12 protein-coding genes are annotated in these 13,427 nt (G+C 66.9%); 4 read left to right on the top strand and 8 right to left on the bottom strand.

Going from position 1 to position 13,427, the window contains the following annotated elements:
- Positions 1-26 precede the first annotated feature (26 nt).
- The gene (locus P3102_RS19985) at positions 27-671 is read right to left on the bottom strand and encodes a DUF4360 domain-containing protein (protein ID WP_276360771.1); all 645 of its coding nucleotides are present in this window, start codon (positions 669-671) and stop codon (positions 27-29) included.
- A gap of 275 nt (positions 672-946) precedes the next feature.
- Positions 947-1,588 carry a DUF4360 domain-containing protein gene (locus P3102_RS19990; protein ID WP_276360772.1) on the bottom strand — a complete coding sequence of 214 codons (642 nt, stop codon included), beginning with the start codon at positions 1,586-1,588 and terminating at the stop codon, positions 947-949.
- A gap of 436 nt (positions 1,589-2,024) precedes the next feature.
- Here P3102_RS19990 and P3102_RS19995 point away from each other — a divergent pair, with 436 nt between their 5' ends.
- Positions 2,025-3,014: a malate dehydrogenase gene (locus tag P3102_RS19995; protein ID WP_276360774.1), complete on the top strand. Its 990-nt coding sequence runs from the start codon at positions 2,025-2,027 to the stop codon at positions 3,012-3,014.
- Positions 3,015-3,026: 12 nt separating this feature from the next.
- Here P3102_RS19995 and P3102_RS20000 read toward each other — a convergent pair whose 3' ends face one another.
- Positions 3,027-3,410, bottom strand: coding sequence for a MerR family transcriptional regulator (locus P3102_RS20000; RefSeq protein WP_276360776.1), 384 nt, complete (start codon positions 3,408-3,410; stop codon positions 3,027-3,029).
- Between the two features lie 52 nt (positions 3,411-3,462).
- Between P3102_RS20000 and P3102_RS20005 the strand changes: the two genes are divergently transcribed.
- On the top strand, positions 3,463-4,302 hold the full coding sequence (locus P3102_RS20005) for an NAD(P)-binding domain-containing protein (protein ID WP_276360778.1): 840 nt from the start codon (positions 3,463-3,465) through the stop codon (positions 4,300-4,302).
- Between the two features lie 439 nt (positions 4,303-4,741).
- Here the strand turns inward: P3102_RS20005 and P3102_RS20010 are convergent, their stop codons facing one another.
- Complete coding sequence (locus P3102_RS20010) at positions 4,742-5,611, bottom strand: TetR/AcrR family transcriptional regulator (RefSeq protein ID WP_276360779.1); 870 nt, start codon at positions 5,609-5,611, stop codon at positions 4,742-4,744.
- Between the two features lie 88 nt (positions 5,612-5,699).
- Here P3102_RS20010 and P3102_RS20015 point away from each other — a divergent pair, with 88 nt between their 5' ends.
- Together P3102_RS20015 and P3102_RS20020 are read left to right on the top strand one after the other, a co-directional pair.
- Entirely contained in the window at positions 5,700-7,499 is a 1,800-nt protein-coding gene (locus tag P3102_RS20015; RefSeq protein WP_276360781.1) for a right-handed parallel beta-helix repeat-containing protein, read from the top strand.
- A gap of 68 nt (positions 7,500-7,567) precedes the next feature.
- Positions 7,568-8,197: a hypothetical protein gene (locus tag P3102_RS20020; protein ID WP_276360783.1), complete on the top strand. Its 630-nt coding sequence runs from the start codon at positions 7,568-7,570 to the stop codon at positions 8,195-8,197.
- Positions 8,198-8,454: 257 nt separating this feature from the next.
- On the opposite strand, the gene P3102_RS20025 is transcribed toward P3102_RS20020, so the two are convergent.
- From P3102_RS20025 to P3102_RS20040, 4 genes are all read right to left on the bottom strand, one after another.
- Complete coding sequence (locus tag P3102_RS20025; protein WP_276360785.1) at positions 8,455-10,497, bottom strand: M3 family metallopeptidase; 2,043 nt, start codon at positions 10,495-10,497, stop codon at positions 8,455-8,457.
- Positions 10,498-10,600: 103 nt separating this feature from the next.
- On the bottom strand, positions 10,601-11,311 hold the full coding sequence (locus P3102_RS20030) for a histidine phosphatase family protein (protein WP_276360787.1): 711 nt from the start codon (positions 11,309-11,311) through the stop codon (positions 10,601-10,603).
- 105 nt (positions 11,312-11,416) lie between these two features.
- A complete protein-coding gene (locus P3102_RS20035) occupies positions 11,417-12,256 on the bottom strand; it encodes an undecaprenyl-diphosphate phosphatase (protein WP_276360789.1) in 840 nt (279 codons plus the stop codon).
- A complete protein-coding gene (locus P3102_RS20040; RefSeq protein WP_276360791.1) occupies positions 12,256-13,302 on the bottom strand; it encodes an LLM class F420-dependent oxidoreductase in 1,047 nt (348 codons plus the stop codon). Before P3102_RS20040 ends, P3102_RS20035 begins: the two co-directional genes overlap by 1 nt.
- Positions 13,303-13,427: the final 125 nt, after the last annotated feature.

The following is a 13,427-nucleotide window of genomic DNA, read 5'->3' on the forward strand; positions in this document are numbered from 1 at the left end:
CCGCCTCACCGGCGCCGCCTCAGGGGTCAGCTCTTCGGTTTGGGACAGGTTTTCCAGGAGAAGTGATAAGTGGTCTTGATGGCACCGTCGGTCGAGTCCATGGTGACGAAGCTGGTGGTCTTCTTCGGATCTGAAGTACCGACCGCGGCCCGCAGTTCCGTGTTGATGTTGAAGTTCCGGTCCTCACCACAGGGTTTGTAGACGATGGCGCCGACTTCGATCTCGTCGGTGAACTGCCAGTTGTCCTCGAACGGGCCCTTGAGGTTGTGATTCACGAAGGACGTCGGGGAATTGCCCTGGAAGTAGTAGTTGGCTCGTTCCAGTCCGGTGGCTCCCGCGGCCAAGGAGGCGAAGCCGCGGTAGTCGGTGCCCGCGATGCCGTAGGTGAAGCCCTGCGGCACGTGGACATAGAGGTTGAGCTGGCAGTTCTTGCGCAGATCGGTCGGCTTCGCGCCGACGCCGACCTGCGCGGTGTATTCGCTGTAGGTGACCGTGAACGCGGTGTTGTCCGGGGACACGGAAACAGCCGCCGTACCCGGTCTGCATCCGGTTCCGTTGACCGTCACGACATCGATGACTATCTTGTCGGACGGCAACGGAGGCGGCACCCAGGCGTCCGGCGTGACGACCGAGGACAACAGGGTCACGGCAGCAACCAGCACGTTGAGCATGGGATCCTTCCCAAAGCTTCCACACGGCGGAACTGGGCGGATTCGAGGTCAGCCAGAGGTTCTTTCCCGGCCCGCCCGCCGATCGGGACGAATACGGAATCGGTCACCGGAGACAGGGATGACCGCCGAAAAGGGGTCGTCGAGAAGACTCACCGCCGCCGCGCCGGGCGACGACGAGCTGTGGAATCCTCGTTCAGAGCGGCCAGGTCCTGAACGGGCACGGGTGGACGGCCTTCTTCCGGAGCGGGAAGCAGGCCGTCACCCTGGTGGAGCGGTCAGGAGGCCGGGCAGGTCTTCCAAGAGAAGTGGTAGGTGGTCTTGAACGCGCCGTCGGTCGAATCCATCGTGATGAAACTGGTGGACTTCTTCGGATCCGACGAACCCGCACCGACCCTCAGTTCCGTGTTCACGTTGAGATTCCGGTTCTCACCGCACGGCTTGTAGATGATGACGCCACCTTCGGCCTCGTCACGGAATTGCCAGTTGTCCGACAACGGCCCGTTGACGGGATGACTCACCTGCGCGGTCGGCGAATTTCCCTGGAAGTAGTAATTCGCTCGTTGCAGTGCCTTCGCACCGGATTCGAGCGAAGCGAAACCGCGGTAATCGGCGCTGGCGATACCGTAGGTGAATCCCTGCGGTACATGGATGTTGAGGTTCAACTGGCAGTTCTTCCGGAAGTCGGTGGGCTTCGCGCCGACGCCGACCTGGGCGGTGTACTCGCTGTAGGTGATCGTGAAAGAACTGTTGTCCCTGGCGACGGCGACCGCCGACGAGCCCGGCGGGCAGCCGGAACCATTGACGGTGACCACGTCGATGACGACCCGGTCGGGCGGAGGTGTCGGCGGCGGCGACATGCTGTTCGGCGTCGTCATCGACGAGAAAAGCGATATGGCGGCAACCACTGCATTGAGCATGGGATCCTTCCCGAAAACTTCGACACGGGGGCGGGGAACTGGGCGGACTCAGGTTAACGAAACGATCTTCACGATGCCGCCCGCCGATCGGACGCAATTCACCAGCGCACCCGGTGCCTGAAATGACATTATGGTCTGTAACCGTTTTCCTAAGCACTGGAGAACGCCACCCGGACCGGAAAACACCATTCGTTTCGCACGATACGATAAGGCTTTCGTGGATTCGGTGTTGACGATTCCGGCGAGACAGCGCACGAGCGGAGACCGACCACCCCGGAGGGGCCCACGGGCGCACCCGCCACATGGAGAACGTGGGCCTGATCACCCGACGACCGCATCGATCAAGAAAACAGTGACTGGACGCACCCGAACGGCGACTCGGGACAGGACTAGCATCGCGGTACAAGTCGATGTCGCCTCAAGCTGGAGAACCGCAATGACCCAAGCCCCTGTCAACGTCACCGTCACCGGTGCGGCCGGCCAGATCGGCTACGCGCTGCTCTTCCGCATCGCGTCCGGTCAGCTGCTCGGCCCGGACACCCCGGTGAAGCTGCGGCTACTGGAGATCCCGCAGGCGGTCAAGGCGGCTGAGGGCACCGCGATGGAACTCGACGACGGCGCGTTCCCGCTGCTGTCGGGCATCGACATCTTCGACGACCCGAAGCAGGCCTTCGAAGGCGCGAACATCGCCCTGCTGGTCGGCGCCCGCCCCCGTGCCAAGGGCATGGAGCGCGGCGACCTGCTCGAGGCCAACGGTGGCATCTTCAAGCCCCAGGGTGAGGCCATCAACGCCGGCGCGGCGAGCGACATCAAGGTCCTCGTGGTCGGCAACCCGGCCAACACCAACGCCCTCATCGCCCAGGCGCACGCGCCCGACGTACCGGCCGACCGCTTCACCGCGATGACCCGCCTCGACCACAACCGCGCCCTCGCGCAGCTGTCGAAGAAGCTGGGCGTGCCGGTGACCGAGCTGAAGAAGGTCGCGATCTGGGGCAACCACTCCGCGACCCAGTACCCGTCGATCGCGCACGCCGAGGTGTCCGGCAAGCCCGCGACCGAGGTCATCACCGACCAGCAATGGCTGGCCGACGACTTCATCCCGACCGTCGCCAAGCGCGGCGCGGCGATCATCGAGGCCCGAGGCCTGTCCTCCGCGGCGTCGGCCGCCTCCGCGGCGATCGACCACGTCCACACTTGGGTCAACGGCACCCCGGAAGGTGACTGGACCTCGGCGGCGGTCGTGTCCGACGGCTCCTACGGCGTGCCGGAGGGCCTGATCTCCTCGTTCCCGGTCACCGCCGCGAACGGCGAGTACAAGATCGTCCAGGGCCTGGAGATCGACGACTTCTCGCGCGCCCGCATCGACGCTTCGGTCAACGAGCTGGCCGAAGAGCGCGACGCGGTGAAGAAGCTCGGCCTCATCTGAGCCTGATCCGCTTCACGAAGGCGGCCGCGTCCCCCGGGACGCGGCCGCTTTTTCGCCGTCGATGATCGAGTCGAGATTCCCGCGGGTGACCTCCAGCTCGCCGATCGCCGCGTCGATCCGGTCCCGCTGCTGCCGCAAGGCGTCGACCAACTCGGGACAATCCGGGGTCAACCAGCCGTCCTCGTCGACGATGCAGGGCAGGATCTCCACGATCTGCGCGGTGTTCAGCCCGGCCCCGAGCAGGATCCTGATCCGCCGCACCGCCGCCACGTCGGCGTCCCCGTACACGCGATAACCGCTCGGCCGCCGCTGCGGGGTGAGCAGGCCTTGCTCCTCGTAGTACCGCAAAGCGCGCTCGCTGACACCGGTCCGCCGCGCGAGTTCGCCGATCCGCATCCGCACTCCACACTTGACTCTCACGTCGATGTCAAGGTTTAGCTTAGCCGCCATGACCACCGTGACCGTCCTGGGACTCGGCCCCATGGGACACGCCCTCGCCGCCGCGTTCACCGCCGCCCACCACCCCACCACCGTCTGGAATCGCACACCCGGCAAGGAAAACAGCCTCGACGCCACCATCGCCACGACCGCGGCGGAGGCGATCGCGGCAAGCCCGCTCGTGATCGTCTGCGTGCGCGACTACGCCGTGGCACGGTCGATCCTCGACACAGACGCACTCAAAGGCCGCACGCTGGTGAACCTCAGCGGCGGATCACCCGGACAGGCCCGCGAGATGGCGACGTGGGCCACCGAACACGGCATCGACTACCTCGACGGCGTCATCATGGCGACCACCGACGCGATCGGCGGCCCGGACGCGGCCCTGTTCTTCAGCGGCCCCGCCGACGTCTACGAAACACACCGCCCCACGCTGGCCGCACTCGGCGAGAACGCGCAGTACGTCGGCGACTCCCCCGGCCGCGCCGCCGCGTTCGACGCGGCCTTGCAGGACATGCTCTGGACCGCCATGAGCGGAGTGATCCACATGTTCGCCCTCGCCAAAGCGGAGAACCTCGGCGCCACCGACATCGCCGCACACGCGAAAGCGCTCCTCGGCTTCTTCCCCGACATGATCGACCTACTCGCCGAGCAGGTCGCCACCGAGAACTACGCCGGCGACGCGGGCACCCTCGAAGCCACCGCCGCGACGATGGACCACATCCTCGACACCGTCCGCGCGCACGGCCTCGACAACGGCGTCCTCACCGCGGCCCGAGCCCAAGTACAACAAGCAATCGACACCGGCCACGGCTCCGACGGGTTCGCCAGGCTAGCCGCGCTCCGGTGAGGACCAGCGGTCGTGAATGGCGATTCGGATCCTGCAATAACCCGAATCGCCATTCACGACCCCGGCCAGACGTCCCGAATCCGCGTCGCGTCGGACAGGTCGACGTTCGTGCAGCCTTCGCCGAGAGTGCCCACGTCGAGCAGACGGGATCGGACTCGGCGATGAGCCGATTCACCATCGACGGCGGCATCCAGAACCGGGTGCGGGCGACCCTGCCCAGCACGAGCAGCGCCTGGGCCGCCTGGGCTCCGGGATCCAGAAACCCCTCGAAGAGGACCGGTGTCCGGACGTCTCCCTCGACTTGCTTCAGCAAGACCTCGGTGACCACCTGGAAACCGTAGCCAGGACCTTCGGCAGTCTTAGCGGATTTGTTTAATCCCTTAATATAATTTTGCTAATCGTCAACCTGAATAGTTCGTTATACACTTTGAACGGCAAGTCAGCCCGGCTGCGCTTGCCGCCTGCGGTAGGCGCGCTGTTGGCAGGCTCGCGAGCAGTAGTCCCGCGGCCTGCCTCTCCCTCCCCCATCCAGCGGTTTCCCGCAGAGGACACACTCCCCTCCTCTTGTTTCGTCACGCATTACCTCACTCCCCTGGTTGTCGACGAGCGCCTGGACGCCATCGAGGGTGCACCGCAAGCCGAACTCGAAGGGTTCCAGAGGCGTGTCCATTCCCCCGTCCTTCCACAGCCTCTCCAGCGCCGGATAGCCGTCCAGGCGCTCGAAGAGGGACTCGCGTTCGCTCCACCAGCGCTCATGGGACACGCCCGTGCGTCGCTGGAGTTCCGCGGTCTCCCCTGCCTGACGCGCGACGGACTCGACGAATCCGCCCACCAGGTTCACCACCGCGATCACCTGCGCCGGCCGCAGGCCGCTCCGAGAAGCCACCTCGAGGGCGTGGTCGTATCCGGCCATGATGTTCGGCCCCGGCAGGCGACGGGTTCCGGCACTGTGGACCAGCCATGGATGCCGTCGGTGCAGCTCCCATGCCCGCCGGGCCCAGCGTTCCAGGCCCGCTCGCCAGCCGAGTCCGCCCGAAGGCTCGATCGGGAGTTCGCCGTGCACGGCGTCACGCATGAGTTCCACCAGTTCCGCCTTGCCGGGAACGTACCGGTAGAGCGACATGGTGGTGGTGCCGAACCGTTCCGCGACCTTGCGCATCGACAGTGCCGCGAGCCCCTCGGCATCCGCGACTTCGATCGCCGCGGCGACGATCCGGCCGAGACCCAAGCCCGGCCGCTCCGGCTCGGCGACTCCCCACAGCAGCTCGATCGCGCGCTCCGGATCCGGCTGCGTGTCGTCTTCCGCCACCTGCCACTCCCTTGACTCTCCGCACTCGAACATGTTTATCTAATAAACCGAAGTATATCCCATAAACTTCTCCCAGGAGCGCTTCAGCATGCCCGAAACCAGGTTCTTCGTGTCCCCCGACGGCAGAGACGACTGGGCCGGCTCTGCCGATCGGCCTTTCGCCACTCCGAAAGCGGCACAAGAAGCCGTCCGCGCCGTCACCGCCGGGATGACCGGCGATGTCGTCGTCAGCTTCACGGCAGGCGTCCATCACCTCGAAGAACCCCTTGTCTTCGACGACGCATCGGGCGATTCCGGCACGAACGGATTTCGCGTGATCTACCAGGCCCAGGGCTACGGAACAGCTGATCAGGTCGAGATCGAAGTGAGCGGTGGCCGCGTGATCACCGACTGGACGACAGGCGACGACGGTGTCTGGACGGCGCCGATCGGCGACCTGGCACCGCGACGGCTCACCGTCGACGGCCGCCCCGCCGCACGAGCGTCCCGCGCGGGCGGTCTTCCGGGTCGCGTGACGAAAACAAACGGTGGTTACGTCACGGACAGCACCGAACCACAGTCGTGGCCGGACCCGTCCGGCCTGGAGTTCGGCTACCCCGGCGTCTACCCGTGGTCCGAAGCCAAGCTCGCGGTCGCGTCGATCTCCGGCGACGCCTCCTCGTCCACGATCATCATGGCCCAACCCGCCTTCGACCACGCGAAGTCTCTCTACGACGCCAAGTGGTACGGCGCCGGCGGAGACGGCACTTGGGACGGACTCGCCGCGCCTTCCGTGATCGAGAACAACGTGGCGTTCCTGACCGAGCCGGGAACCTTCGCCGTCAGCCGCACCGACGCGGAGGGCCACGTCCTCCATTACCGCCCGCGCCCTGGCGAGAAGATCGGCAAGACCGTGGCCGTCGTCCCGATGCTCGAAACGCTCGTCAGCGGACAGGACGTGCACGACCTCGTGCTGCGCGGTTTCACTTTCACAGACGCGACCTGGTACGGCCCCACGAGGACCGGTGGGTACCTGCACTATCACGGCAACGCCCGTTTCGAGCGAGGCGACTTCCAGAAGATCGACCTCGGTGCCGATGTGGGCTACGTCCACGTGCCCGCGGAGCCGGTTCAGCTACCCGCCAACGTCAGTCTCACCTCGGCCCGCCGGGTCACGCTGGAGGGCAACCACTTCACCCGCCTCGGCGCGGGAGCGCTCCTGATCGAGAACGGCACCGACGTCGAAATCCGGGCGAACGTCTTCGACGAGATCTCGGGCAGCGGGATCGCCGTCCACACGAGCACCCGGGTTTCGGTCGAGGACAACCTCGTCCACCACATCGGCACCGAGTACCGCGGCTCCCCCGCGGTCCTCGTCGTCGAGTCCGTCGAAACCACCGTGGCCCACAACGAGATCCACGACGTCCCGCACAACGGCATCGTGGTCACCGGCGGCGAGCGGGCCAGGGGCACCCAGGTGATCTCGAACCTCGTCGAACGCAGCATGGGGAAGCTGATGGACGGTGGCGGGATCTATCTCTCGGCGCCGCAAGGCTCCTCGTTCGCCGGTGGAGCGATGGTGCGCGGCAACGTGATCCGTGACGTCCTCACCTCGTACAACTTCGGCCTCTACGCCGACTATGGCGCCGCGTGGATCACCGTCCTCGGCAACATCGTCCACCGAGCCGACATCCCGATCACCCTTCAGGTGGGTCCGCCGCTGGAGAACGTCGCCTTCGTCGGCAACTTCTGGGACACCCTGCCCGACGGCTACGACACCCCGCCCGCAACGGTGACCGTGGCCGGGAACACCGTGCTGCCCAAGGAGAGTTTCGACGAGGCGGTCCGAGCGGTCCCGGCGGGCGCCGACATCCTCGCGCAGGCGGGCCGCCGGGGTCTGCGACGATGATCAGCGCTCCTGCCGGACACGTGTCCGGCAGGAGCCGCTCCGGCCACGATCCCGAGGAGACAAGCACCATGTCGGCCCAGTCCACGGAAGCCCCCGGTATCCGCCGTCACCTCGCGCGGGTCGCGACCGAGGTGCTCGCCCCTTGGGTCTGGGTGCTCGGTCTCCCGTTGATCGTCGCTTGGAAGGTCACCGGTCAGCACCTCGGCGAGACGGTGCTCTGGGGTTCGATCGTCGGTGTCACCGGCTCGCTGATCCCGATGGCCGTGATCGTGCGCGGCGCCCGGAAAGGCAAGTGGGACAGCCACCACGTGACCGATCGAGCCGGACGGCTCGTTCCGTTCGCGGTCTGCATCGGCTCGCTGGCCACCGGATTCGTCGTCCTGCTCGCCGGCGGCGCCCCGTACGAGATGATCGCGCTCGCGGCCGCCGAACTCGCCTGCCTGGTCGCCGCGCTCGCGATCACCTTCGGCCGGAAGTTCAAGATCTCCATGCACGCGATGGTGGCGGCAGGTGCGGCCGTGATGCTGATCCGCGTCTACGGCCCCTGGCTCGCACTCGTCTTCCTCGGTGTCGGCTGGGTCTGCTGGTCCCGCGTCGAACTCGGCGATCACACCAAGGCCGAAGTCATGGCCGGAATGGTCGGCGGTGTCGTCTTTGGCGGTGCTGTTTTTTTCTGGCTGAACATGATTCTGACGTGAGCCGAACCGTATAGGCCGTTATACACTTTGCTTGAGACGCCCGATGGCTCGGTGGCGAAGAACCGCTCCCCTGCCCCGACCACGGCGCGGGCGAGCGCGTTCGCATCGCTCCCCGCCGGTAGCCGCACCCATAGATGCAGCCCGCCCTCGGGGAGGCGTGCGACAGTCCACTCAGGACACTCCCCCGTCGGCGCCGTCCGAGCGCGGTTCCCCTGCCCGGACACTGGAAGTGCCCAGGCAGGGAAATCGTCAGGGAATCAGGCCCCGGCGAGGCCGCGACGTTTCAGCAGCGACTCGATCTCCGGGTCACGGCCGCGGAACGCGCGGAAGGCGGCCATCGGGTCGACGCTGCCGCCCCGACCGAGCAGTTCACGGCGGAAGTGGTCACCGTTTTTCCTGGTGAGCCCGCCGTTCTCGCGGAACCACTGGACGGTGTCGGCGTCGAGGACCTCACTCCAGATGTAGGAGTAGTACCCGGCGCTGTAGCCACCGCTGAAGATGTGCGCGAAGTAGGTGGTGCGGTAGCGCGGCGGCACGGCCTCGAGCGCGACACCGGCCTTCGTCAGCGCCTCGATCTCGAACCGCTGGACGTCGTCGACGTGATCCTCGGTGCCGAGCGCGTGCCACGCCTGATCGAGCAGGGCCGCCGCGAGGTACTCGGTGGTCGAGAAGCCTTCACCGTACTGCTGCGATGCCAGGAGCTTGTCGATCTGCTCCTGCGGCAGCGGCTCACCGGTCACGTGGTGCTTCGCGTAGTTGGCGAGCACCTCGGGCCAGAGCATCCACATCTCGTTGACCTGCGACGGATACTCGACGAAATCACGAGGGACGTTGGTGCCGGAGAACATCGGGTACTCGACATCGGAAAGCAGCGAGTGCAGGGCGTGCCCGAACTCGTGGAACGCGGTGACGACCTCGTCGAAGGTCAGCAGGGTCGGCTCACCCGACGGCGGCTTCGCGACGTTGAGCACGTTCACCACGACCGTCTTGGTGCCCAGGAGCTTCGTCTGGTCGACGAAGTTGTTCATCCAGGCGCCACCGCGCTTCGAGTCGCGGGCGTAGTAGTCGAGCAGGAACAGGCCGAGTTCCGCGCCGTCCGCGTCGAAGACCTCGAAGATCCGGACCTCCGGGTGGTACTTCGGCAGATCCTCCCGCTCGGTGAAACTCAGGCCGTACAGCTTGGACGCGGCGAAGAAGACCCCGTCGGTCAGCACCCGGTTCAGTTCGAAGAACGGGCGCAGGGCCGCGGTGTCGACGTCGAACCGGTCCTTGCGCACGCGTTCGGCGTAGAACGCCCAGTCCCACGGCCGCAGGACCGCGCCCGGGATGTCGGCTTCGAGGTAATGCCGCAGTTCCTCGGCTTCGGCCTTGGCGTTGGCGGCCGCGACCGGGGCGAGGCGTTCGAGCAGGCCCACCGCGGCCTCGGCGGTCTTCGCGGTCTCGTCTTCGATGACGTACGAAGCGTGATCGGGGAAGCCGAGCACCGCGGCCCGCTCCGCGCGCAGCCGGACGAGCTGGGCCACGATCTCGTTGTTGTCGGACTCGTTGCCCCGGTTGCCACGGGACACCGACGCGGTGAAGATCCGCTCGCGCAAGGCACGGTCCTCCAGCGAGGCCAACGCGGCCTGCGCCGTCGGCAGGGTCAGTTTGAGGACGTATTCGCCCTCCTCGCCGGCGGCCTCGGCGGCCGTGGCGATCTCGGCCTCACCCAGTCCCGCGAGTTCCGCGACGTCGTCGACGACCACGGCGAGTTCGTTGGTGTCCTTGAGCAGGTTCTGCTGGAACTTGGTCGACAGGGTCGAAAGCTGTTCGTTCAGCTCACGCAGGCGCTTCTGCCCGGTCTCGGGAAGGCCGGCGCCGGCGCGGCGCACGTCGGTGTGGTGACGCTCCAGCAGGCGAAGCGCCTCGGGGTCGAGACCGAGTTCTTCCCTGCGCTCGAACAGGGTGTTGATCCGGGCGAACAGCGCCGGGTTCAGGTTGACGGCGTCGGCGTGCGCGGCCAGCCGCGGCGCCATCTCGGCCTGCACGCGCTGGATCTCGTCGTTCGCGTTCGATCCGGAGAGGTTGAAGAACACGCTGGAGACGCGGGACAACAGCCTGCCGGACTTTTCGAGCGCGACGATGGTGTTCTCGAAGGTCGGCGGCTCCGCCGAGTTCGCGATCGCGTCGATTTCGGCGGCGTGCTCGGCCAGCCCCGCTTCGAAGGCGGGAAGGAAGTGTTCGTCGGCGATCCGGTCGAACGGCGGAAGGGCGTAGGGCAGCTCACTCGGCGCGGCGAACGGGTTGTCCTGCGAAATCATCGGTGTTGCTCCCGGGTCGTCGAATCTGCTGATCCGGCCACCTTACGGGCAGCGAGGGGCCGGTGGATGCCGTCCGTGGCGTGACGCCACGCCACGGCCGTGGTCACGCTCCGGTGGTACCGCCCACCACCGCGTCGGAGCTCCGCTTTCCCTTGCCCCGCTTGGCTTTCGTCTTGGATTCCGGGGGCGCGATACCGGTCAGGTCGCCGCCGTTGTCGTTGACGCGCAACACGAACGGACGAGTCTCGGTATACCGGACGACCGAAACCGACCCCGGATCGACCACGATCCGCTGAAAGGAATCGAGATGCTGGCCGAGCGCGTCGGCGAGGATCGCCTTGATCACGTCGCCATGACTGCACAAGAGCCACACCGCGTCGTCCCCGTGTTTCGCGGTGATCCGGGCGTCATGCGCGCGGACGGCCGCGACCGACCGGGCCTGCATCTCGGCGAGCCCTTCGCCGCCGGGAAAGACCGCGGCCGAGGGATGTGCCTGCACGACCCGCCACAGAGGTTCCTTGAACAGGTCCTTGAGCGCGCGACCGGTCCATTCACCGTAGTCCACTTCGGACAAACCGGGCTCTTTGACCTTGTCCATCCCGCGCGCCTCGGCCAGCTTCGCGACCGTCTGACGGCAGCGGAGCATCGGCGAGACGACCAACTCCGCGAGCGGGACCGGCGCCAGTCGTTCGACGAGCGCGGCCGCCTGTGCCCGGCCGGTGTCGTCCAAGCCGATCTTGGGCGTGCGCCCGGCCAGGACACCCGAACCGTTCGCCGTCGACTTGCCGTGGCGCAGAAGGATCACAGTACTCACGTGGCCCACCCTACGTGTCGTGCTTCGCCCACTCCCGCAATTCGGCACCTGGTTGCGATCGTTGCGCGTGCAACTACCGCAACCAGGTGACGAATTGCGCAGGATTCACAGGTGCGGACCCGCGCCGGGATCCAGGACGCCGGTGAAGATCAGCACGAACAGCAGGGCACCGAGCACGAGCCGGTAGATCACGAACGGGACGAAGCTCTTGGTCTTGATGTAGGACATCAGCCAGGCGATGACGGCGTAGCCCACGCCGAACGCGACCAGCGTCGCCAGGATCGTCGGCCCCCACTGTGCCGGGGCGCCGTCCTTGCCGATGTCGGTCAGCTTGTACAGGCCCGAGCCGAACACCGCCGGCAGCGCCAGCAGGAAGGAGTACTCCGCCGCCTCCGCGCGGGTGTAGCCGAGCAGCAGCCCGGCGCTGGTGGTGCCGCCGGAGCGGGAGACGCCCGGGATCAGCGCCAGCGCCTGTGCGAACCCGAAGCCGAGGCCGTGCGGCACGGTCAGGTGGTCGAGCGTGCGCTGCTGCTTCCCGATGCGGTCGGCCACCAGGAGGATCAGCCCGAACACGATCAGGGTGGTCGCGGTGATCCGCAGGTCACGGAAGGTTTCGTCGATGGCGTCCTGCAACAGCAGGCCCAGGACGACGATCGGCATCGAGCCGACGATGATCAGCCAGCCCAGCCGGGCGTCGGGGTCGCGGCGCCAGTCCTTCTGGTAGATCGAGAAGAACCAGGCGCGGAGGATCTTCCCGATCTTGCTCGAGAAGTACAGGATGACCGCGAGTTCGGTGCCGATCTGGGTCACCGCGGTGAACGCGGCACCCGGGTCGTCCCAGCCGGCGAGCGCCGCGGTGATCCGCAGGTGCGCGCTGGAGGAGATCGGCAGGAACTCCGTGAGGCCCTGGACGAGACCGAGGACCAGTGCTTCGAACCATCCCATCAGGCGACACCGGCCAGGGCGATCGCTTCGGCCGCGATCTCGAGGGCGCGTGCGGAGCCCTCCGGATCCGGCATGGACGGCGCGACGGTCAGCGTCGTGACACCGGACTCGGCGAAGGCCCGCATCCGGTCGGCGATCCGCTCCTTGGGGCCCAGCAGCGACGTCGCGTCGATGAACTCGAGCGGGACGGCCGCCATGGCGCCCGCGTAATCCTTGCCCAGGTACTTCTGCTGGACGTCGGCCGCTTCGCGGTCGAAGCCCATCCGGCAGGCTAGCTGGTTGTAGAAGTTCTCCTCCCGGCTGCCCATCCCGCCGATGTACAGCGCCGCGTACCCGCGGACCGCGTCGGCGCAGGCCTCCCAGTCGTCCCCGACCACCAGCGGGACGGTGGGAACGACGTCGAAGCCGTCGAGCGAGCGCCCGGCCTTGTCGGCCCCTGCCTGGATCAGCTTCAGTTGCGTATCGGCGTGCTCGGGCGAGTAGAACACCGGCAGCCAGCCGTTCGCGATCTCACCGGTCAGTTCGAGGTTCTTCGGGCCGATGGCGGCGAGGTACACGGGGATCTCTTCGCGCACGGGGTGCACGGTCAGGGTCAGCGCCTTCCCCGGTCCGCCGGGCAGGGGAAGCTGGAAGTGGTCGCCGTCGTAGCGGACCCGGTCGCGGCTCAGCGCCTTGCGGACGATGTCGACGTATTCGCGGGTGCGGCCGAGCGGCGACGCGAACTTCACCCCGTGCCAGCCTTCGGACACCTGTGGGCCGGAAACACCGAGGCCGAGGCGGAATCGGCCACCCGAAAGCGTGTCCAGGGTCGCGGCGGTCATCGCGGTCATCGCCGGTGTCCGCGCGGGGATCTGCAGTACCGCGCTGCCCACGTCGATCCGTGAGGTCTGCGCCGCCACCCACGCCAGCACCGTCGGCGCGTCCGAGCCGTACGCTTCCGCGGCCCAGACGACCGCGTAGTCCAGGTCGTCCGCCTTCTTCGCCAATGCCAGGTTGGCCGCGTCGTTCCCCGCGCCCCAATAGCCCAAGTTCAGTCCGAGTCGCACGGCGTGAATGTATCCATCGGAGTGTCACTCCTCCGTTCAGGGTGTTGACAGCCGATGACCCGCACGGTGGTACTCGACGACGACACGCTCACCTGCTCCGTGTCACCCACTTGCCTTCCGGCTAG

The sequence above is a fragment of the Amycolatopsis sp. QT-25 genome, from assembly GCF_029369745.1.
Classification (GTDB): domain Bacteria; phylum Actinomycetota; class Actinomycetes; order Mycobacteriales; family Pseudonocardiaceae; genus Amycolatopsis.

Bases quoted from the DNA above. Each gene is read 5' to 3' on its own strand.
- P3102_RS20015 (WP_276360781.1), top strand. From the start codon at position 5,700: ATGCCCGAAACCAGGTTCTTCGTGTCCCCCGACGGCAGAGACGACTGG.
- P3102_RS20035 (WP_276360789.1), bottom strand. From the start codon at position 12,256: ATGGGATGGTTCGAAGCACTGGTCCTCGGTCTCGTCCAGGGCCTCACG.
- P3102_RS19995 (WP_276360774.1), top strand. From the start codon at position 2,025: ATGACCCAAGCCCCTGTCAACGTCACCGTCACCGGTGCGGCCGGCCAG.
- P3102_RS20000 (WP_276360776.1), bottom strand. From the start codon at position 3,410: ATGCGGATCGGCGAACTCGCGCGGCGGACCGGTGTCAGCGAGCGCGCT.
- P3102_RS20005 (WP_276360778.1), top strand. From the start codon at position 3,463: ATGACCACCGTGACCGTCCTGGGACTCGGCCCCATGGGACACGCCCTC.
- P3102_RS20020 (WP_276360783.1), top strand. From the start codon at position 7,568: ATGTCGGCCCAGTCCACGGAAGCCCCCGGTATCCGCCGTCACCTCGCG.
- P3102_RS19985 (WP_276360771.1), bottom strand. From the start codon at position 671: ATGCTCAACGTGCTGGTTGCTGCCGTGACCCTGTTGTCCTCGGTCGTC.
- P3102_RS20025 (WP_276360785.1), bottom strand. From the start codon at position 10,497: ATGATTTCGCAGGACAACCCGTTCGCCGCGCCGAGTGAGCTGCCCTAC.
- P3102_RS19990 (WP_276360772.1), bottom strand. From the start codon at position 1,588: ATGCTCAATGCAGTGGTTGCCGCCATATCGCTTTTCTCGTCGATGACG.